This is a genomic window from Streptomyces sp. NPDC046862 (genome assembly GCF_040704615.1).
Taxonomy (GTDB): domain Bacteria; phylum Actinomycetota; class Actinomycetes; order Streptomycetales; family Streptomycetaceae; genus Streptomyces.
The window spans coordinates 53270-74083 of record NZ_JBEYXP010000016.1 but is presented as its reverse complement, the minus strand read 5'-3'; the positions used below and the strand labels follow the sequence as shown (position 1 = coordinate 74083).

The following is a 20814-nucleotide window of genomic DNA, read 5'->3' as shown; positions in this document are numbered from 1 at the left end:
CGGAGGTTCATCTCCAGGCGCGAGCGCGACCAGCGACCCGACCGCCAGACACGGCGGCGAGTTCGTCCTCATCCCGCCCGGACGGCTACGTCGCTGCCCGCCGCCCCACCCGCGACCTGGCCGCCGTCATGGCCCTGGCCTCCGCACACGGCCTGCGGTGACCCAGCCCAGGACACCCCACCGCATGCGTGTCCGACAGCGCGCTGAGCCTTCCCTGCCGGTCAGTGCTTTGAACTGGGGTGATCGGACGGAAAAGCCGCGGTGTCAGACACATGTCGGTGGCTGTCGGTCGGTCGTCGGTCCCGTGTCGGTCCGTCGTCGGTCCGGTGTCGGTGGTTTGTCGGCGGGTCTTGGAAGTGTTCCCCATAGATCTTGCCGGGTGTCCATCCGGCAGGCGTGCGACAGCAAGGAGCCATCATGACCACTGACGTCACGATCATCGGTGCCGGACTCGGCGGCCTCACGCTCGCCCGCGTCTTGCACGTCCACGGCATCACGGCCACCGTCTACGAGGCGGAGGCCTCTGCGACGGCGCGCGCCCAGGGCGGGATGCTCGACATCCACGAGGACAGCGGACAGCCGGCTTTGCAGGCAGCCGGCCTGACGGACACGTTCCGCGGCCTCGTCCTGGAGGGCCGCCAGTCGATGCGGGTCCTCGACCGGGACGGGACCGTACTGTTCGACCAGGCCGACGACGGTACCGGTGGCAGGCCCGAGGTGCTGCGCGGCGAGCTGCGGCAGATGCTCCTCGACTCGCTCCCGGCCGGCAGCGTCCGGTGGGGGCGCAAGGTCAGCGGTGCCCATGCCCTCGGCGAGGGCCGCCACGAGGTGGTCTTCGCCGACGGCACCACCGTCACCACCGGCCTGCTGGTCGGTGCGGACGGCGCGTGGTCCCGAGTCCGGCCACTGCTGTCCGACGCCACCCCCGAGTACATCGGCATATCGTCCGTCGAGATCTACCTGTTCGACGCCGACACCCGGCACCCGGCCGGCGCGAAAGCGGTCGGCGGCGGGTCGCTGTTCGCGCTCGCGCCGGGCAAGGGATTCCTGGCCCACCGGGAGAAGGGTGGCACCCTGCACACCTACGTGATGCTCGCCCGGCCGCGCGACTGGTTCGCGGACATCGATTTCACCGATTCCGCCACGGCCACCGCGCGGATCGCGCGGGAGTTCCACGACTGGGCACCGGAACTCACCGCGTTGCTCACCGACGGTGACACCGCACCGGTACTGAGGCCCCTTTTCGCCCTGCCCATCGAGCACCGGTGGGAGCGGGTGCCGGGGGTGACCCTGCTCGGCGACGCCGCCCACCTCTCCCTCCCGAACGGCGAGGGCGCCAACCTGGCCATGTACGACGCCGCCGAACTCGGCAAGGCCCTCTCCGCACATCCCGGCGACGCCGAGACCGCGTTCACCGAATACGAGCAGGCCATGTTCCCCCGCAGCGCCACGGCCGCTACCGAAGGCACCTACGTCCACCAGTTGTTGTACGGAGACGACGCACCCCACGGCCTGATCAGCATGTTCACCGAAGGTAAGCAGACCGCGTGAGTCGCCGTCCGAGGGCAACACGGGGACTGGCGGTTGTGCGGGCGGGGTCTCCTTGGCATGGACGAGTCGCAAGACAGTGACGCGGAAGTGACTCTCGCGGGTGCAGTGCAGGTCCGGCCGACCGTCTCGCCCCACCACTCTTCGGTCACCTCCACCAGCCAGCTCGCCTCGGAGGGCTGGAAGACGGTCCGGCCGCATTCCTCCGGCTTCCAACCCCGTGGGCACCAGGTTCGGCAGATCTCCTCCACCCAGTGAAGCCGTAGTTCGCCTCTCCGAGCACGTACCACTGTTCACCCGAGGCTCGGTTGTGATTGCTGGGTTGCGGTACGGCTGGTGGCTTGGGCAATGATGCAGATGTGCGCGCTGAAGCAGATGAGGTGGACGAGGCAATCGTGGGCGAGCTGCGGCTCATGGATCCCAACGTGCGAACGTCGCTCGGGCTGGCCAGGCAGCTGCTGGACCCGGAGTTCGTAGAGGTTGGTGCGTCAGGCCGACGGTGGTCCTACGAGCAAATGCTTGCCGAGTTGCCGGAGATGTCAGGCAACTCCGAGGAGGGTCCTCGATACGAGCCCTCGGACATGTCGGGTGTCGTGCTGGCCCCCGGTTTGGTGCATCTCACTTACGAGACCACGATCGATGGACGGCGGGCGCGCCGAAGCTCGTTGTGGCGCAAACGCAGCGAGGAGTCGGGCTGGCGGATGTACTACCACCAGGCCACTCCGGTCCCGCCCGAGGCCGAGTAGCCATGCAGACGACCAGCAGCGACGGAGTACGGATCGCCTTCGAGACCGTGGGGAGCGGGAAGCCGCTGGTGCTGCTACACGGATTTTTCGGAGACCGCACCACGTGGCGATCAGCCGGCCACGTCGACGCCCTGGCCGACAGCCATCGGCTTGTCCTCATCGACGCCCGTGGGCACGGCGGAAGCGACGCGCCCCACGACGTGCGCAGCTACCGGATGGACCGGCAAATCGATGACATCATCGCCGTACTCGACCACCTCAACATCTCTCGGGTGGCCTTCTGGGGAGCATCGATGGGCGGCATCATCGGCCTCAACCTGTTGGCTCGCCATCCTGAACGGCTGACCGGACTGATCGCCGGCGGAGCCCATGCCGACCGCGTCGTCACTGCTCCAGCAGACGCTCAGCAGGAAGCCGAACTGTTTCGCACTCAAGGGACAGTCCCGTTCCTCGACATGCTGGAGCGTCAGGGGCCCCTTCCGAACTGGATGCGTGCGGTGATTCTGGCAGCCGACCCGCATGCGCTGGCAGCGCTGACTGTCGCCCTCGAAGGCCGCGACGGCGTCCTGGACACGCTCGCTCAGACCCCCGCGCGCATGCTTCTGCTCGCGGGGGACCGTGACCCGGGGCTCGAGGCGATCCAGCACACCGCTGATCAGATCTCGGGCGCCACGTGCGTTGCACTGCCCGACTGCGGGCATTTCGACACGTTCCTCCGGATTGATCTCACCCTGCCGGTCGTCCGTCCATTCCTCGCCGGATGCGCGACTGGTTGAGAGTGATCAGGGCTTCCTGATCGGGCCGAAGTCTCGTGCGTCCAGGTGGGAGCTGGGCCCTTCCCAGCCAGTCGCCTGGTCATGAGAGCGACGGGTGCCCAGTTCAGGTGGGCGTCGCCGTGCTGTGGGAGGCGTTCGACGTCCCGTGCGCCGCGGCGGCGTTCGTGATCCATACCAACGTGCGCTCAACACACCAGCGGTGTGGGAGGACAGCGAACGCCGACGGTCTCGTGCTCCAGGCCCTCGTACGGCACCGTGGCGAGCAGTACGCCGCCTCCGCACGGCGTCCTCCCCACCCCGCGATCCACTGCTCACCGCACTGACGAACACAGCGCCCGCGGGCCCCGCCGCGAAGCGCGGCAACCCGGTCCTTGGTTCGTCGCGCCATCCGCCAGTGCCTGGAGCGACATGCCGACGAGCAGTACGCGGCGCCCGGCCGAGCATCCGGCTTCAACCTGCCACCACTGGCCGGGCACATCCGCCCGAGCCATCGACCGTCAGCTCAAGACATCGCACGAGGTCACGGGCTACGACACCCCATCCCTTCAGGGGTCGGAAACCGGCGTTGTCGGTGGCCACCACCTCCGCTTGGCCCGGCCGTCGAGGTTCAGCAGCGCGTCGAGGACGTGCAAGGAGTCGCGCGGTGTGCCGAGCAAGACCATCTGCCCGATGCCCGCGGCCTGGTCGTTCACGGCGTTGAGCCAGGTGATGCCGCGCTTGAACCCGAAGTGCTTCGGTCAGGGCGTCGCGCCGATGAGGCCGACGGGGACGACGAGGTGGTCAGGTCCTTCATCCGGGCGATGCCGCCGTCGAGGTGCACGAAGGCGTCCAGGAAACGCAACGCGGCACTCTGATCACGCGCACCACTGCCCCAAACGCGACCAAGTCGGGGCCTCCTTGCACGCACGGTCTAGCCGGCGTCCGGCAGTTCGATCTCCGCCCACACTGGCACCGGCTCCCCGGCCGCCCGCCGCTCCGCCCGCCTCCCGTTCTCCACCCTCAACGCTGTCAGCCATGGCCACAGGTCGGGCAGTTGCTGCTCCGAGCAGGCAAGCCGATGTTCGATGCGGCACCGCTGTGCCGCATCGGGCGGGCATACGGCGTACACCGTCACCCGACCATCCGACACGACGATCCACCGGTACTCGGCCGGCACCAGATGCGCCAGAACGTCCACGCCCGGTTCGAGCAGAACCCAGTCATGATCCAGTGTCGGCACCCGGTCCTGCGGCAGACCGCAGAACGGGCACGTGAACTGTTCGCCGCCCAACCGCGGCACATCCCCATTGGCCCCCATACCGCCAGAGTCCGCAGCATCCAGGCGTATGCGTAGAGCGCGAACCAGACGGGGCCACGGAGCCCGCACGGGCACGGTGCGGCAGCCGAGACAGTAGGCGACTACATGCGGCGCAGTCGCCCCAAAATCAGCGGCTGGACAGACGTCTGGACACGGGGGCACCTCGGCCGGCATCAGGTCGCCGAAGAGTCGTGCGTGGATTGTTCCGCGTCGCCAGCGGTGCCGATGGTGGCGGCAACCCTCACGACACAGTCGTTGCCGCAGCCACGCGACTCGGGCAGTTACTCATGCAGGTAGGGCCGGCACCGGCCCGAACAGGCCTCCGGGGATCGGCTCAGGCATCTCGTCGAGCCGCACAGGTGTTGAGCAGCGCCCGGTGAGCGCCATTCGTACTTCGCCGGGTTGGCGGTAGTGGAAGCTGTGACCGCTCCTGTTCGTCCCGTCGCTGCGCGCGGTCCGTCCCCTACAACTCCGGGACCACCCAGGACTGTTGTGTCATTCCCAGGATGGAGGTGAGGTGGAGACCGGCGAGGGATCCGCGTGCGTGGCCGATTCCTGAAAGATCTTTCCTGTCCGAACATGAGACCGGAAGGATCGATATCGTGCGCAGACGACGTCTCGCGCCCCTGTTGGCCGTGGGTGTCACGGCAACGCTGGCTCCCGCGCTCACCACATCAACGGCCACCGCCGCTTCGGCCGCCACCCCGTCGACCGCCTTCTCGTCCGCCGCCAGGGGCGCGCTGGACCAGTATGTGAAGCAGAAGCCGCAGTGGAAGCGGTGCGAAGCCGCCTCTCCGGCGGAGTTGGAGTGCGCCACGATCAAGGTTCCACTGGACTACCGGGTGCCCTGGGGCAAGCGGATCGACTTAGCCATATCCCGGATCAAGAGCACCGCGCCCGGCAAACGGCACGGTGTTCTGTTCTCCAACCCCGGCGGCCCCGGAGGGCCGGGGCTCTATATGCCGCTGGGGATGAAGGAGCGCCTCCCCGAGTCCACACAGCAGAAGTACGACCTCATTGGCTTCGACCCGCGCGGTGTGGGACAGAGCAGCCCGGTTTCCTGCGGTCTGGAGCCGGAGGAGGAGAACTGGCTGCGGCCGTACAAGGAGGAGACGTTCGACAAGGACGTCGCCTGGGCACGCGACGTCGCGAACAAGTGCAGGGAGAAAGCGGGCGACACGCTCCCGCACATCACCACGCGCAACACCGCGCGCGACATGGATCTCCTCCGGGCGATCCTCGGTGAGAAGAAGATCTCGTACGTGGGTTACTCGTACGGCACCTACCTGGGCGCCGTCTACACCCAGCTCTTCCCGGGTCGGGCAGACCGGTTCGTGCTGGACAGCGCGGTCGATCCGGCGCGCGCCTGGCGAGGGATGATCCAGTGGTGGGCCGAGGGCGCCGAGCCCGCGTTCGACCGGTGGACCGGGTGGGCCGCCGCGCGTTCGGAGAAGTACGGCTTGGGTGACACCCCGAAGGAGGTCGACCGGACCTTCTGGGACCTCGTCGCGCAGGCCGACGAGAAGCCCATCGAGGTGGAGGGGCAGCCGACCACCGGTGATGACATCCGGAGCGGCATGCGCGGAGCGGTCTTCAGCCCGGAGTACGCCACCGAGGCGGTCGTGGAACTGAAGAAGGCCGCGGCCGGTGAGCCCGCCTCCGCGAAGAAGCTCGCGGCGTTCGCCGGACCCGAGGGGACCGGGACGGCCGACGCCTCCGATGCCGCAGAGGTGCCGGCCGACAACATGACGGCGAGCTTCTTCGCCGTGGTGTGCGGCGACAACTCGGCCGCGTGGTCCCGCGATCCTGAGAGCTACCGGCGGGACGCGATCGAGGACAAGGGCCGTTACCCGCTCTACGGTGACTTCGCGTCCAGCATCAAGCCCTGTGCTTTCTGGGACAAGTCCGTGGAACCGGCGACCAAGGTGAACAACAAGGTCGGCTCCCTGGTCGTCCAGAACGAGTGGGACTCGCAGACCCCGCTGCCCAGCGGTCAGGCCCTGCACGCCGACCTGAAGGGCTCGAAAATGCTCACCGTCCTTGGCGGCGAGGGCCATGGCGTCTATCCGAACGGCAACGCGTGCACGGATGGCACAGTCACCGACTACCTGCTCACCGGCAAGCTCCCGGCGAAGGACGTGACCTGCGAGGCGACGGCCGAATCGAACGCGCAGGCACGGAAGAACCAGAAGCGGGACGTGCTTCCCGGGTCTCCGCTCCCGGAGCGTGCCCCGGACCGTTTCTGAGCCCGGTCGCATGGCCCGTTTACCGCATGACCGATTGAAGACCGGTCTCGGGACCGGTGGCAGCCATGTCCACCTGGGCCGGTCCCGTGGGGCGATGTGCGGGCCGGGTTGGTGATGCGGCAGATGCCGCAGGCTGAGCTGTACGCCGACGAGGATGGCTGTCGACCACGACCGTGGTCGACAGCCTTCCTCGTTCTGTACGGGCCGCGGCAGGGGGCCGGGGCCCTGCCGCTCATCGCTTGGCCACGAGGACGTGCGCGGCGGTGCGCGCGGGGAGTTCGGCGGCATACTCGCCGCCGGCCGCGCCGGGCCTCGCCCAAGGCGGAAGTGCCCAGAACGCAGCCATCGGTATCTGGCCGCCTCCGCCCAGACTGGACCAGCAGGAACGCGCCGTGGCCGCGAAGCTGGCCCGGGCCGTCAAGCAGGTCCGGGCCGTCAAGCAGGTCCGACCGCTGCTCGATTGGACTGCAGAGGATCCCACCACGCCAACGCCCCGCAAACCGTCCACCGGATCAGGCACCTGCCACGGCGCCCTCCTGGTCGCGACCGGTCAGCTGGACGCCTTCCTCCTTCTGGGAGCGGGCCCCTGGGACATCGCCGTCACCGCCCACTGAGCGACCCCGCCCTCGCATCCGTTGCATCGCCCTGAACAGCGGTTACGGGACAAGTCTCACCGAACGAACAGGCTGGAAGCCCGCGCAGCAGCTCCAGCCGCACCGTGAGCAGGTACTCGGCAGTGCGTTCCCGGGCGGCGTCAACAGCCTTCGACGCGGCGGCGACCGCGTCCGCGCTGGTCGGGTCGCGCGTAGCCACCCGGGGTCTCAGGGCCCTGTTCAGTACGAACGACCGCAGCGTGCAGGCCACGGAGGCGTTCACGAACCGGTCCTCGCAGTGGGAACCGGTCGCGGCCACCCTCACCGAGCACCTCCAGCACATCAACTCCCCCGGCATCGACGCGGAGGACCTCGAGGCGCCCCGCAACCACGTGCTCGTCTTCCACGGGGTGGGCGGCATCGGCAAGACGACCCTGTCCCGGATGCTGGAGGCGGCTCTCACCGACGCTGGACGGCGGCCTTCCCAGTGAAGAGAGCCCGGATGGCCAACCGACCGGATCCTGCCCGCGCATCGACCGCGCCCGGTCCGCCGGTACTGACTTCGAGCAGGTCGCGCTGACGATCCGGGCCGCCCTCACCCCCATCGGACGCCCTCCAACAGCAACGGCGCCCGCTTCTGGTGGCGCTTCGCCGCCGGCGCCGGCGCCGACCACCACATCGCCGCATACTGCCGTTGCGCCACCTCACCTCCCTCCTCTGGCCCCACAGGGCGGTGCCGTTGTGTTCTCCCCGCCGCGGCCAGACCCCAGCCAACCGCGTCACCAACCTGTCCGGACAGCACACCTAGTAGCTGTCGTAGCTGGGCCTACCGTTCGGCCGGTAGACGCCGACGATGGTGCCGCCCATCGTCGTCGAGACGCTGACCGGCTCCAGCGCGGTGGGGATCGCTCCGTCGGCGAACAGCCGCTTACCGGTGCCGATGATCACCGGATGGATGGTCAGCCGGTACTCGTCAACGAGGCCGTGCTGCATGAGGGTCTGGGCGAGGTCGCCGCTGCCGACGACGTTGATGCTGCCGCCGTCGGACGCTTTCAGCTTGCGTACGGCATCGACGATGTCGCCGTCCAGCAGCGTGGAGTTCTGCCACTCGACGGACGTCAGGGTCCGAGACGCCACGTACTTGTGCATGCTGTTCATCCGATCGGTGAACGGGTTGTCGGGATCGGCGGTCGGCCAGTACGACGCGAAGATCTCATACGTCTTGCGGCCGAGCAGCATCGCGTCGGAGTGCTCGTACCAACCGGCGATGGCCGTGCCGACCTCGTCGTCGGCCACCGGTTTCTGCCAGCCGCCGTGCTCGAAGCCGCTCTCAGCGTCCTCGTCCGGACCGCCCGGCGCCTGCATGACGCCGTCCAGCGTCAGGAACGTGCAAACGATGATCTTGCGCATGGTGCGCTCCCTTCGTCGACGGGTAGACCGCACAACCGCCAAAAACTCATCGGCACAACTTCCGCGGCGCAGCACCAGGGCCGTCGTCTGGATCAGGCCAGCCGTGAAGTGCGGTTCTCTTGGCCGGCCCGAGGGGTGGTCCGCAGAGTGGTCCCGCAGCAGTTCCCGCCGGATGACGATGGTGTGCATCATCGGGAAGATGCCGGTGCGCCGGTAGTAGTCGCGTTCCAGCGGCTCGAAGTCGCGGAACAGCCGGGTGACGTTCGGGGATCCGTCGAGCACGCACTGCGGGACATTCGCCGAGAACAGAGCATCGATCTCACCGGCGTCAAACATCGCGCTCAGTGTCTTTTGATCGGGCGCGACGCGCACGTCGACTTCGGCCGGGTGCGGATGGGGGAGGAAGTCGAAGGGGGGCGCGGGAGGCCACCGATCACCCAACGGCTCTCCTCGGGTTTGAATCCGTACTCGTCCATCAGGATCCCTTTGGCCCGCACACCGGAGTCCTGAGCGTAGACGCCGAACTCGCCGATGGTCCTGCCCGCAAGATCGCCCGGTGCCGTGATCCCGGCGTGGACGTTCTCCGATCTGTCGGGCTTCGAGGGCGGAGCGTAGGTGTGGGCTGGCGCCGTAGACCTCATCGCCGGTGACCCAGGGGGCGCGGATGCCGGCGTCCAGGGTGCGAGTGATCACCGTGGTGGCAAGGGCCGGTTTGGCAGCGAAGTCGACCTCGCCGGGATCCCGGCAGCCTGGCAGCGGTTCGGGTCATCGATCCATGAGCGCGGGACATACAACGCCCGGTCGATCGCGGCGTGTCCAGCCGGTGGTGAGTAGACGAGGCAGACGGCCACCTGGGAGTTTTCGATGCGGCCCGCGGTGCCGGTGTACTGACGCTGCACCCCCACCGTGTGGGTGCCCTTCTTCAGATCGCCGGTCTCGTCGACAACCAGCACCGCGTCGTCGCTGCAGAGGTGTTCGACGACGTATCCGCACAGGTCGTCGCGGACCGCCTCGACGTCCCTCCTGGCCCGGGCCAGCAGGTGCTGAAGCCCGTCCGGGGTGGCGTGTCCTGCATGCTCGGCGATGGTCCAGCAATTCTTGCGCGGAAGGTCCGACATCAGCCCCAGGACGAGCGACCGTGCCCGGCGCCGCGGCTCGACCGTGCGAAACGCCCCGCAATCCGGCCCATCAGGGCATCAAAGATATCCAGCCAGCGAGCGAGGTCTACGCTATGGCCTGCGGCCACCGTCTGATCTTCGTTTGTCCGCACAACACGCGAAGATCACCGGTGGCCGCACCTGTCTTTACACCGCCCCTGACCAGCGAGCTCGCGATCTGAGGGTGGAGTACTAAGATCGAGATGCTGGTCAATCCCGATGCCTTCGGTTGGAGGAGGTTCGTGATGACGCACAGTGGCAAGCTGAGGCTGCACATGCAGCGCGTCCTCCGCGCACCGCGCTCGGTCGTATTCCGCGCCTTGACCGACCCCCAGGAACTGGCCAAGTGGTGGGGCCCTGACGGGTTCGCCACCCTGCGTGTGGAAAGCGACCTTCGGCCAGGAGGCAGTTATCGGATCGCAATGCAGCCTCCGGAAGGCGATCTGTTCTACCTGGTGGGCGAGTTCCTTGAGGTCGACCCTCCGGAACGCCTGTCCTACACCTTCCGATGGGAGCCTCCCGATCCCGAGGATCGGGAGACAGTGGTGACGCTGTCGCTTCGCACCCTCGGCGGTACATCGGTCGAGCTGGTTTTCACCCAGGGCGACTTCGCCACTGAGCGGCGCCGAACTCTTCACGAGGAAGGCTGGACGCAGAGTCTCAACAAGCTGGAGGAAATGACGTCGTCGACCGCGTCGGCCTGAGAGCTTGCCGCGACGAGGGGCCCTGCCCCCCCCTGCCGGTATCTGTCCTCGCACCGCTTCTGACCAACGAGATCGCGAATTACGGCTGGAATGTTAGCAGCCACACCCGGAGCCCCCGGGGCCTTCGATCGTACGAGGGATCAGATCAGGCCCACCTCTCGAAAGGCAGGACAAGCCTTAGGTCACGAATTCAACCTCAGCATCCGGTTGCAGCCGTAGGCCCAGTCCACCTGGAATTTCCCTGTGCAACTACTGGATGCCGCAGTGGAGGATCCGTTTAAAAGAGCGACTCTGTCGGGCTCATCGATTACCGCGGAGAGCAGTGGCCCGTGGCATTTTCGTGGCGAGGTCGTGGCCGATGTGCCGCGCGATTCGCTGTCCGCAAAGGAACGACAGATTCAGTTTGCGTCAGATCGGAATTTACCAGGCGCCAGGGATTGAGCATCAGCTTTTCCGTGGTCATCGAGATAGCCGGCCTCGTCCCGATCAGTCTGATCAGTCGCTGGTTTTGTATGAAGTTGCTGTAGGAAAGGGTCGGCAACAGACATCCGCCGGTCCGTCTCGTTCGTAGTGAAGGGTGAGGCAGGCGATGGCAGGCGATCGAAGGGGCCGGCTCATGTGGACGATGGGCTTGCGGGACCGGGACTCTTCCATCCAGGACCCCGCCGTTCGGCTGGTCGGGCAGGCCGAGGAGCCGCGCGGGGGCGCGGCTGGCCCGTGGCGGAGTCGTCGAAGGGTGACTCGGCGTGGTCTGGAGATCACGCTGGGGGTGCTGTGGCTGTTGGACGGGGGGTTGCAGCTTCAGCCGTCGATGTTCACCCGCGGCTTCTTCGTCGACACGCTCGGTATGGCGAACATGGGTCTTCCGAGGCCGGTGGCCGCGGTGGAGTCCGCCGCGGCGAGCATGCTCGCCGCACACCCTGTCGTGTGGAACGCGCTGTTCGCCTCGTTGCAGGTGGGGCTTGGTGTGGGACTGCTGTGGCGACGCACCGCCCGCGTGGCGCTGGGGCTGTCGATCGCGTGGGCGCTGGGGGTGTGGGTCGTCGGTGAGGGTTTCGGCGGCCTGTTCATGAGCGGTACAAGCCTGCTGACCGGAGCCCCGGGTGCGGCCCTGCTGTACGCGTTGGTCGCCGTGGTGCTGTGGCCGCGTCGCGACCGCAGCGGTCCGAGCGTCGCGGACGGTGGCCTCCTGGGCGGGGTGGTGGCCCGCTGGTCGTGGCTGGTCCTGTGGACCGGAACGGCGGCGTTGGAGCTGGAAGCCGCCAGCCATGTGCCCGCCGCCCAGCTGGCCAACATAGGAGAGGGCGAACCGGCCCCGATTTCCGCCGTCAACCGCGCGGTGGGCGGTCTCTTCACCGGGCGGGGCATCGCGTTCGCCCTCGTCCTCGGGCTGCTGCAGATCCTCATCGGCGTGGGTGTCCTGGCCCCGCGCACGCGACGCTGGGCCCTCGTGGCGGGCATCGGCCTGGCGGCTGCCACCGGCGTCTTCGGCCAGGACCTCGGCGGACTGCTCACCGGTCACGCCACCGACCCCGGCACCGGGCCCCTGCTGGTACTCCTCGCCCTGACCCTGTGGCCGCACCAGGCCACCCGAACAAGCAACCTCGGCAAGCGAGTCGGAGACCGGGCCCTCAGCGGCGCCGAGCAGGCTCGACGCTCTACACGGTGAGGTAGCCGGTGCACATCCGGCCGGTCGTCGGTGTCGGCTACGACCAGGTGGACACCGGGCGGCTGAAGGGGCCGCCGGAGTCGACGGCGCCCATGAGTTGCTGGGTTGCGTCGGCCTTCTGGCTGGGTGCCCCACAAACTCCCCGGCAGCGGCCCGGACCAGTCCGTCCAGCGTGCGCCGGACTGCGTCGAGGCACCGCACGGCGCACCAGCGCCTTTCGGCTGCTCCTCGCGCCCTTCTACTCCCGGTCGCGCAGATCAACCGGGAACGCTCGCCGGTCTTGAAGCAGATCATGCCCGCCATCGATACTCGGCCGGAGCGCTCCGCGAGCCGCGTCCGCGCACCACCGGAGTCCGCCGATCCGGCCCCAGGTTTTCGCACGCGGCGGCGTCGTCGACTGCCCGGCCTCGCCCGTGAAACGAGAGCCGAATGGGCCGCGAGCAACCATCGATGCCCAAGCCGACGCGGACACTCGACCCGGGCTGCACCGGCGCGCCGGGCGGTCGGCGGGTCCAGTCCACCGCCGCGAAACCAGCGCTTCCTGAACCCGTCGGCGGTTCGCGTCCCTGCACGCGCGAACTGACGCGACACCGCGACTTGCCGCGCTGGAAACGGATATGACGGGCGCTCCGGCCTTCGGCCTGAACGGTGCGGCCAGGGCGATTACTCAGACGTGCGGTGCCGTGGAGCGGATGCCGGCGAGCACCACGCCGACGATGCGCTCCGCGTCCGTGCGGGTGAACGGGCGCATGCCGCGGTTGACGATGAGGCGCATCGGGCCGGAGATCATCTCGCCGAGGAAGGAGCTGTCGACCGGGGGGAGCTCGCCCCGGTCGACGGCGGTGTCCACCCGCCGCCGCATGGCGGCCACGCGCTGGTCGAGGACCCTGGTCAGTGCCTGGACAGTGGGGCTTTGGCGGGCGGGCTGGATGGCCTGTTCGAGCGTCCGGCCGAACGGCGTTTCCAGGCCACCGGCGAGGGCCAGCAGGAAGTCCACCAGGTCCCGGTGGATGTCGCCGGTGTCGGCAACCGAGGCGAGATCCTCGGCGTAGCGCAGCAGGGCTTCGACCACCAGCTCCTCACGGTCGGGCCAGTTGCGGTAGACGCTGGTCTTGTGTACGCCGGCGAACTCGGCGACCTCCTCGTAGCGGAAGCCCGCGATGCCGTCGCGCGCCACGAGCTCGGCGGTCGCGGCGAGGATCTGCTCTCTCACCCGCGCGTTGCGGCCACCGGGGCGCCGTGCAGGCGGCCGGTCAGCGGTCCCGTTGGCCATCGCCGCGCTCATCTCCTCTTCTCTGCTCGGGTGCCGATTGTGGCCAGGTGCCGCGTTGCGGTGCAAGCCGATGGTAAGTAGGCTCGCTAAAAGCAACAGTTCGTCGCTTTAGCTGTCGGGCTGCCGCGTCGGCGGCCTGCCCGCCTGCCGCGCCGCTCCGCGGGTTCGCCTGCCCGACCGGCGAGCGGCGGCCGGTCCGATCGCACACCCACCTCAGCGAAACCTGGAGCGCACACGTGAAAATCCTTGTCTCCGGAGCCGGTATCGCCGGGCTCGCCTGCGCACTTGAGCTCGGCATCCGCGGCCACCACGTCACCCTTGTCGAGTGCGCACGCCGCCTGCGGCTCAAAGGCACACCCATCGACATCCGCGGCGATGCGATCGAGGCCGCGGACAGGATGGGACTGCTCGCGAAGATCCAGAAGCAGCGAGTCCGGATGTCCGAGCTCACCCAGTTCGTCGACAGCGGGGGCGAGCCGGTGGCCCGGATCCCGATGGCGGAGGTCAGCGACTCCGACGACGACATCGAGCTGCTCCGCGAGGACCTCGTGCGTATCCTCGCCGATGCGCTCCCGGACACCGCGGCGATCCGCTTCGACGACTCGATCGAGACACTGACCGACGGCGGCGTCGACGGCGACGGCGGTGTCGTCGACGTGCGCTTCGCATCGGGCCGCACCGGGCGGTACGACCTGGTGCTCGGTGCCGACGGGCAGCACTCCGCTGTACGCAGGCTCGTGTTCGGGCCCGAGGAGGACTATCTCCGGCACCTCGGCGTCTACTTCGCCCTCGCCGACCACCCCGGTGAGGCGCAATCCGAGGGCGCCAACTCGATATACAACGTCCCCAGCCGGATGGCAGGCATATTCCGGTACAAGGGCAAGGCCGTCGCGGTCTTCCAGTTCCGCTCGGAACTCATCGAGTACGACCACCACGACCTGGACGCCCAGAAGAAGATCCTCATCGACGCCTTCGCGGGCTACCGGTCGTGGCGGATCCCGGAGCTGCTCGACGCGGCCCGAGCCGACCCTGGTTTCTACTTCACCTCCGCGAGCCAGATCCACCTGCCCTCCTGGCACCGCGGCCGCGTCGTCCTCGTCGGGGACGCCGGGTACAGCCCGGCCTTCCTGTCCGGCCGGGGCACCTCACTCGCACTCACCGGCGCCCGTTTCCTCGCCGAAGAACTCGAACGGTGCGGCAATGACCACACCGCCGCGTTCGCACGGTACGAGGCACGGCAGCGCCCCTATGTCACTTTCGCCCAGGACCGGGTCTACGGCGGTCGCGACCGCATGCTGCCGACCACCTGGGCTGCCATTGCCGCCCGCGACAAGGCACTGCAAGCGGCCGGCACCGGCGCGCCCTGAACCTGGCGCGATGCGACTGGTATCCGGTCCCCCGGCGTCACGCGGACAACGTCCAATGGCCGCACCCAGCGCCGACCGCGCGCCGACGGGGCGTGCCGTTCCCCGGGATCTCACCCCAAATGCCCTGGAGAGAAGGCATAGTGAAAGACACGCTGGAAAAGCCCGCCCCCGCCGCCCAAGAACACCGCTGGAGCAAGCGGCTCATCCTGTGGGCGGCCGTTCTCACCCTTGCCAACGTCCTGGCCGACGTCGTCATCGGCTCGCCCATGATGGTCCTGCCCCAGTTACTGGCGCATTTCGACACCGACCAGGCCGCGTGGCTGAATGCAAGCGCGCTGCTGGCCGGGGCCATCTGGTCGCCGCTGCTCGCGAAGAGTTCGGACGTCTTCGGCAAGCGCCGGATACTCATCGGCACGCTGCTCCTCGCAGGCACAGGAGCGCTGGTCTGCCTGGCTGCCCCCAACGTCTGGATCTTCCTGGTGGGGCGCTTCCTCCAAGGCGCCGCCTTCGCCGCGGTCTTCCTCACGGTGGCCCTCGCACGCCAGATCTGCACCCCGCGGGTGGCGATGGCAGTGGTCGGGCTCGTGACGTCCGGCTCGTCGATCGTCGGAATCATCGAGCCGTTCCTGATGAAGCCGGTCATTGATGTGTTCGGCTACCGGAGCGTGTTCGTCGTGGCGGCGCTGCTCGCCGCGGCGGCCGCGCTCTGCGTGCGTTCCTTCCTCCCGGAGTCGCCGGTCCGCAGCACCGGCCGGATCGACGTGCGCGGGGCGCTCCTGCTTGGCGGCGGCCTGGGCGCGGTGCTCGCCTACACCAGCCTCGGGAGCGACCTCGGATGGCTGTCCGGGGGCATGCTCGCGCTGCTGGTGGCCGGTACCGCCGCCTTGGCCGGTTGGGCGTACCTCGCGCTGCGGGTCGACGAACCCATCATCGACATCCGGGCCCTCAGCCGTCCGATCCTGCTGACGCTGCTGGCCCTGGTACTGGCAGCAGGCTCCTTCCGGAGCATGCTGCAACTGACGAGCATCATCGCCCAGGTTCCTCCCGGCCTGGGGCTCGGTTACGGGCTGGGCGACGGAGAGGCGGTCGCAGTGCTGCTCGCCACGCCCAATCTCGGCATCGTCATCGGCGGCATGTGCGCCGGATGGGTCGCGGGGCGGTTCGGTCCCGCACTGCCCCTCCTCGGCGGCATCGCCGTCGGGACAGTGGCGACCCTCGCGATGCTGGCGGGCGTATCGGCGCTCCCGCCGGCGATCGCCTGCGGCGCCCTGCTCGGCATGGCCGCCGGCGCGATCGGCGCCTCCGGCTACAACCTGGCGACCAGTCTCGAAGCGCCCGAGCGGCAGGGCACGATCGCCGGTCTGGTGTCGGTCGTACTCGCCCTCGGCTCGGTCGTCTTCAACATCGCCGGGGGCGAGGTGCTCAAAGCGACCGAGATTCCCGGGACCTTTGCCGACGGTGCTCCGGTGAGCACGGCGACCGGCGTGTACCTCTACGTCGCGATGGCGGGAGCGCTCTTCGTCCTCGCTGCGGTGCCCGCGATCATGCTGGCACGCACCCGGCCTGCCGCGCCGGCCGTGCCCGGGGCACCGCGACGTCCGGGTTCGCCTGAGGTCGGCCGCTAGCCCCGACGTGGACGACGGGATTCTGCTCCTCGACGATCATTCGTGCGAGACGGGTCTCGTGCGCGGAGTGAGGACGGAGTTGGGGTGCACCAATGGGCTTCTCCGAAGGGTAGGGATGATTCCGGGCACGTTCGTAAGAGCCGGCCGACGGATGCTACGCGGGGTGGTCGGCTCGGATGACGCCCTATTGCCAGGTCGCTGTGTCGGGGTCGATTCCGTGGGCACGTGCGGCCTCGTCGACGATCTGGCGGAACCATGACGCCAGCCCCGGAGTGAGGCCGTTGTAGTAGGACGCGAATCCGGGATCCTCCTCGAACATGCGCGCTAGACAGACCTGCATGTGTCGAGTGAGGGTGAAGAAGGTGGAGAACAGCTCGCGGTGGCGTTCTACCAGTTCCCCCGCCTCCTGGGTTCCTGGTTCAACTCCGCTGTCCATCGCGTTGGCGAGAGCTGCTTGCATGTCGCGCATCGCGTCTGAGAGCCGCTGCCAGTCTGCGCGTGAGCGTGACGCGGAGCGCTCGGCGAACTGAGCCCATTGTGTAGTCCGGCCCCAGAGCGTGCGAGCCGTCTGCGATTGCTCGGGGTCCCAGTCGTTGCCGAATGTCGCAATCTGTTCCGCGTCGGTCAGGAGTATGCCGCGCTCGTGCGCCTGGCTCATTCGCGCCAGTCGTTCATCGACCCTCTGCAGCTCGCCGATGCGCTCCGCGAGCTGCGCACGTTGTTCACGAAGGATGGCACCGACCTCCGGGCTCGCGTCGTCGAGGAGCGCGCGGATCGTGTCCAGGCCGAGTCCTGATTCCCGATACGCGAGGACGCGGTCGATCCGGTCCAGGTCCGACTGTGTATACAGGCGGTAGCCCGAGGGGGTGCGCCCTGACGGGCGGGCCAAGCCGATCTCATCCCAGTGATGGAGGGTGCGGACGGTGACACCTGCGACATCCGCGACCGCGCCCACGGTGAGACCATCGCGCGTCACCTCATCCGTCATGTACGACATTGTCGTCCTCGTCTGTCGGCGCCACGATGCCAACAGCCGCGAGCCTCTTGGCTTCCTCGCTCCCGGGGTCGGCGGGCTTCGCCGCGGTGAACACGACACGCACCTGCTCAGGAGTGACGACCTCGACGTCGCGAGTGGTCCACGGAGTGTCGAACGGCGCTGTCGCGCACCCCGGACGAAGCGCGTTGCAGGCCTCGGCGACCGGGGCGAGCTCGCTCAGCACGCACGCGAAGCTGACCCGCATCGCCGACTCACGAAGGTCCTCCGACTCGACGGCAGGCACAAGCAGCACGTCCTGGAAAGCCCACTTCCGCAGGTGCACCACCTGCCCCGGGATCGAGAAGAACTCGAAGAAACCCAAGCCACGTACCCAGAAGTCCGTCGACCCGGCCAGATCGCGAGTGGGGACCGTCACAAACATCGGCATGCCGTAGATCCCACGAAACGGTGCTGGCGGCACCGCGTCTGGACCCGGCGGGGGTACCGGACTGATTTCGAAAGCATTGAAGAGCTCAGACATGCCACCCAGCGTGAGCCCTCACGCGGCGTGAGGGTCAAGTCCCCTCGCCGCCGCCGAGCAGTTCATCGGTCAACGGCGCACCCGACTCGACCAGCAGTGGAAGGCGACTCAGCGGCGCCGTTCCTCAGGCCACGGCTGCCCCCTCCGCCGTCCCCACTCCCGCGCCTGCTCCATGCGTCGGCGACGCAACCAGATCATCCACAGCCCCAACGGCGTCGCCACAAGAGCACCCAGAAGGGCCGGTCCCCAACCGGTTCCACCGCCCCCGAACCGGATCACCAAGACCAGCAACACATAGAACGCCAGTGCCGAGCCCGCATTGTTCACCCACTTCGGCATGCGACCCGAGTGCCCCCGGTGCCGCCGAGTACGACGAGGAGGCTCGCGCCGCACTGTTGCCGGACCAGCGCGCGCCCCCAGGTCCCTTGCTATCGTGCGCCGATGTCAGCGATCAAGAAGTTCCAAGTCACCTTTGACTGCGCAGAACCTGAGCGACTCGCTCGCTTCTGGTGCGAGGTGTTGGGGTACGTCGTACCGCCGCCACCGGAGGGCTTTGCCACTTGGGACGATTTCAAGAGTTCGCAGCCGCCTGAGCAACGGGATTCATGGTTCGCCTGCAGCGATCCCTCAGGTGTGGGCCCGCGACTGTACTTCCAGCGCGTCCCCGAAGGGAAGGCCGCCAAGAACCGGCTGCACCTGGACGTGCGGGTGGGCACCGGACTCGTGGGGGAAGAGCGCCTCGCCGCGCTTGAGGCCGAATGCGCCCGACTGGTCCCGCTCGGTGCGATACACGTGCGCACGCTGTATGACGGCCAGGACGCGTGCATCCCGATGTTGGACATCGAGGGCAACGAGTTCTGTATCGACTGAGCATTCTCTGAGCCGGGGAGGTGGGGAGCCGCCTCCCTTGGATGACTTCTCTGGTACCGATGGGGGCGGGAGTTACTTCGTGAGGGCGAGGTTGTGCAGCCGGGCGATGCCGAGCGTGGCGGTGTGAACGCCGTCGCCTTTCAGGCGGCGGTCGCGCAGGACCTTCCAGGTCTTCATCCGCGCGAAGACGTGCTCGACGGCGGTGCGGGATGATCAGGCCGGCGCCCCGGTTTCCCTTTCGGACTCACTTGCGGGGCTGGAACGCGAGTGACGCCCCGAACCTCCACAAGATCACCTCATCCGTGACCAGCAGATACGGGACAACCTAGTCGACAGCGCACAGCCCACCGCCCGCCCGGAACAGCCCTCTCCCGGAAAACCGGGACTCTGGGCGCTGACTCCCGTGGCATCGCGGCCGGGCGGGTGAGACGGGGCTGACGCGAGGTCAGCCGCGGGGCAGGAGGAGGCGGGAGAGGGCGGCGGTGGCGAGGAGGAGGCCGGCAACAGCCAGAAGCCCGAGGCGCATACCCGGCAGGGAGAACCCGCCCCCGGGAGCAGAGAGCAGGCTGCCGAAGAGGGCTACGGCGAGCGCACCGCCGGTCTGGCGGGAGGAGTTGAGCAGCCCTGAGGCGGTCCCCGCGCGCTCCCCCGGGACGGCGTCGATCAGCAGCGCGGTGAGCGCGGGTACCGCCAGCGCCCCGCCGACGCTCAGCGGCAGCAGCAGGACGAGCACCAGCCACACCGGGGTGTCCGCGGCCAGCGGCAGCATGGCCAGCATCGCTGCCGTGAAGACCAGCTGACCGGCGACGATCACCGGCCGCCGCCCGATCCGTTCCGCCAGGCGCGGCGAGACCAGGTTGGTCGCCGTCACCACCACCGACATCGGGACGAACATCAGCCCGGCCGCCGTCCCCGACATCCCCCGCAGTTGCTGGTAGTACAGCCCGAGAAGGAAAATCCCGCCGTAGAAGGCGGCGTTGATGGCGAAACCGACCGCGAGCGGGACCGCCACCTCGCGATCCCCCAGTATCCCCAGAGGGACCATGGGCTGGCGGTGACGGGACTCCACCAGTCGGAATCCGAACCCGGAGGCGACGGCGAGCGCAGCGGCGGCCAGCACGGGGGGACTGGTCCAGCCCAGATGGCCGCCCTCGATCACCGCGAAAGCCAGCCCGCCCAGGGCCAGTACCGCGGTGAGCAGGCCTGCGCCGTCCAGCGCGGCGGGCCGGCGCGGGGAGCGCGGCACCCTGGCCAGCAGGCCGAGGATCACCATGCCCACCGGGAGGTTGAGCAGGAAGACCGCCCGCCAGCCGGCCGACTCGGTGAGCAGCCCGCCCAGCACCGGGCCCGCGGCCATCGCCACCGAGCCGCCGACCGTCCACAGCGCGATGGCGCGGGCGCGCTCCCGGGTGTCCTCGTAGGCCTGCCGGATCAGAGCCAGCGAGGCCGGCATCACGACCGCGGCGGCGGCGCCCTGTGCCACGCGGGCGGCGACCAGCACGCCGATGTCGGGCGCGAGCGCGCAGCCGAGGGAGGCGAGGGTGAACAGGGACACTCCCCAGGCGTAGGCGCGGCGGGCGCCTGAGCGGTCGGCGATGGCGCCGGCGGAAAGCATCAGGGCCGCGAACATCAGGGTGTACGCGTCCACCACCCACTGCAGCCCGGCCATCCCACCGCTGAGGGAGTCCCGGATCGCCGGCAGCGCGATGTTCACGGCCGACACGTCGATGGTGATCACTGTGAACCCGAGAAGCGAAGCGACCAGCGCGAGGCCTGCCCGCTGCGGCTCGGCGGGAACGCAGGCCGGCAACGCGACCGGTCGGACTCGGTGCGGCTGTCGCCGCCGCACTCTGGGCGCCGACAACTCGCAGTCGTGCCCGTCGGCAGGGGTGGGGGCGGGGACGGTGGACAGTGCGGGGGGGAGGATTGTCCGGCACAGTGACCTCCTCTACAAAGCAGACATGGTTGACGGCGCCCATCAAGGGCGATCGGGCGGGCGGCCGCAGTCCATCGGGG

Annotated in this window: 17 protein-coding genes and 3 pseudogenes; 11 read left to right on the top strand and 9 right to left on the bottom strand. The window is 68.6% G+C overall.

The genetic code is table 11. The annotated features are described in order from the left end of the window. The first annotated feature begins 417 nt into the window (after window positions 1–417). The 3 genes from AB0959_RS19645 to AB0959_RS19635 all read left to right on the top strand — a co-directional run bounded on the left by AB0959_RS19645 (window position 418) and on the right by AB0959_RS19635 (window position 3070). Entirely contained in the window at window positions 418–1551 is a 1134-nt protein-coding gene (locus AB0959_RS19645) for an NAD(P)/FAD-dependent oxidoreductase (RefSeq protein ID WP_366827680.1), read from the top strand. A gap of 356 nt (window positions 1552–1907) precedes the next feature. Beyond that, complete coding sequence (locus AB0959_RS19640) at window positions 1908–2294, top strand: DUF4440 domain-containing protein (protein ID WP_366827679.1); 387 nt, start codon at window positions 1908–1910, stop codon at window positions 2292–2294. A gap of 2 nt (window positions 2295–2296) precedes the next feature. Further along, complete coding sequence (locus AB0959_RS19635) at window positions 2297–3070, top strand: alpha/beta fold hydrolase (protein ID WP_366827678.1); 774 nt, start codon at window positions 2297–2299, stop codon at window positions 3068–3070. A gap of 546 nt (window positions 3071–3616) precedes the next feature. On the opposite strand, the pseudogene AB0959_RS19630 reads toward AB0959_RS19635, so the two are convergent. Next, window positions 3617–3843, bottom strand: a pseudogene (locus tag AB0959_RS19630) (Tn3 family transposase); the annotation flags it as partial. A 137-nt stretch (window positions 3844–3980) separates the two neighbouring features. Continuing rightward, complete coding sequence (locus tag AB0959_RS19625; RefSeq protein WP_366827677.1) at window positions 3981–4367, bottom strand: DUF6083 domain-containing protein; 387 nt, start codon at window positions 4365–4367, stop codon at window positions 3981–3983. A 602-nt stretch (window positions 4368–4969) separates the two neighbouring features. Between AB0959_RS19625 and AB0959_RS19620 the strand changes: the two genes are divergently transcribed. The 3 genes from AB0959_RS19620 (at window position 4970) to AB0959_RS19610 (ending at window position 7697) form a co-directional block, all read left to right on the top strand. Beyond that, window positions 4970–6613, top strand: coding sequence for an alpha/beta hydrolase (locus tag AB0959_RS19620; protein ID WP_366827676.1), 1644 nt, complete (start codon window positions 4970–4972; stop codon window positions 6611–6613). A gap of 239 nt (window positions 6614–6852) precedes the next feature. Further along, window positions 6853–7227 (top strand): hypothetical protein, encoded by a 375-nt coding sequence (locus AB0959_RS19615; protein WP_366827675.1) that lies wholly within the window; start codon window positions 6853–6855, stop codon window positions 7225–7227. A 104-nt stretch (window positions 7228–7331) separates the two neighbouring features. After that, a complete protein-coding gene (locus AB0959_RS19610) occupies window positions 7332–7697 on the top strand; it encodes a hypothetical protein (RefSeq protein WP_366827674.1) in 366 nt (121 codons plus the stop codon). Window positions 7698–8010: 313 nt separating this feature from the next. Here AB0959_RS19610 and AB0959_RS19605 read toward each other — a convergent pair whose 3' ends face one another. Continuing rightward, complete coding sequence (locus AB0959_RS19605; protein WP_366827794.1) at window positions 8011–8616, bottom strand: dihydrofolate reductase family protein; 606 nt, start codon at window positions 8614–8616, stop codon at window positions 8011–8013. Window positions 8617–9207: 591 nt separating this feature from the next. Continuing rightward, window positions 9208–9805: pseudogene (locus AB0959_RS19600) on the bottom strand (IS701 family transposase); the annotation flags it as partial. A gap of 171 nt (window positions 9806–9976) precedes the next feature. Here AB0959_RS19600 and AB0959_RS19595 point away from each other — a divergent pair. Together AB0959_RS19595 and AB0959_RS19590 are read left to right on the top strand one after the other, a co-directional pair. Then, entirely contained in the window at window positions 9977–10477 is a 501-nt protein-coding gene (locus AB0959_RS19595) for an SRPBCC domain-containing protein (protein WP_366827673.1), read from the top strand. Between the two features lie 736 nt (window positions 10478–11213). Next, a complete protein-coding gene (locus AB0959_RS19590; RefSeq protein WP_366827672.1) occupies window positions 11214–12146 on the top strand; it encodes a hypothetical protein in 933 nt (310 codons plus the stop codon). A 667-nt stretch (window positions 12147–12813) separates the two neighbouring features. Here AB0959_RS19590 and AB0959_RS19585 read toward each other — a convergent pair. Continuing rightward, on the bottom strand, window positions 12814–13431 hold the full coding sequence (locus tag AB0959_RS19585) for a TetR/AcrR family transcriptional regulator C-terminal ligand-binding domain-containing protein (RefSeq protein WP_366827671.1): 618 nt from the start codon (window positions 13429–13431) through the stop codon (window positions 12814–12816). A 224-nt stretch (window positions 13432–13655) separates the two neighbouring features. Between AB0959_RS19585 and AB0959_RS19580 the strand changes: the two genes are divergently transcribed. Together AB0959_RS19580 and AB0959_RS19575 are read left to right on the top strand one after the other, a co-directional pair. Further along, entirely contained in the window at window positions 13656–14786 is a 1131-nt protein-coding gene (locus AB0959_RS19580; RefSeq protein WP_366827670.1) for an FAD-dependent monooxygenase, read from the top strand. 140 nt (window positions 14787–14926) lie between these two features. Then, window positions 14927–16411 (top strand): MFS transporter, encoded by a 1485-nt coding sequence (locus tag AB0959_RS19575; RefSeq protein WP_366827669.1) that lies wholly within the window; start codon window positions 14927–14929, stop codon window positions 16409–16411. Window positions 16412–16595: 184 nt separating this feature from the next. On the opposite strand, the gene AB0959_RS19570 is transcribed toward AB0959_RS19575, so the two are convergent. Then, a complete protein-coding gene (locus tag AB0959_RS19570; RefSeq protein ID WP_366827668.1) occupies window positions 16596–17399 on the bottom strand; it encodes a MerR family transcriptional regulator in 804 nt (267 codons plus the stop codon). After that, the gene (locus AB0959_RS19565) at window positions 17389–17928 is read right to left on the bottom strand and encodes a VOC family protein (RefSeq protein ID WP_366827667.1); all 540 of its coding nucleotides are present in this window, start codon (window positions 17926–17928) and stop codon (window positions 17389–17391) included. Before AB0959_RS19565 ends, AB0959_RS19570 begins: the two co-directional genes overlap by 11 nt. Before the next feature lie 441 nt (window positions 17929–18369). Between AB0959_RS19565 and AB0959_RS19560 the strand changes: the two genes are divergently transcribed. Continuing rightward, on the top strand, window positions 18370–18798 hold the full coding sequence (locus AB0959_RS19560) for a VOC family protein (protein ID WP_366827666.1): 429 nt from the start codon (window positions 18370–18372) through the stop codon (window positions 18796–18798). Between the two features lie 72 nt (window positions 18799–18870). Here AB0959_RS19560 and AB0959_RS19555 read toward each other — a convergent pair. Beyond that, window positions 18871–18996: pseudogene (locus tag AB0959_RS19555) on the bottom strand (IS5/IS1182 family transposase); the annotation flags it as partial. 247 nt (window positions 18997–19243) lie between these two features. After that, on the bottom strand, window positions 19244–20647 hold the full coding sequence (locus AB0959_RS19550; RefSeq protein WP_366827793.1) for an MFS transporter: 1404 nt from the start codon (window positions 20645–20647) through the stop codon (window positions 19244–19246). Window positions 20648–20814: the final 167 nt, after the last annotated feature.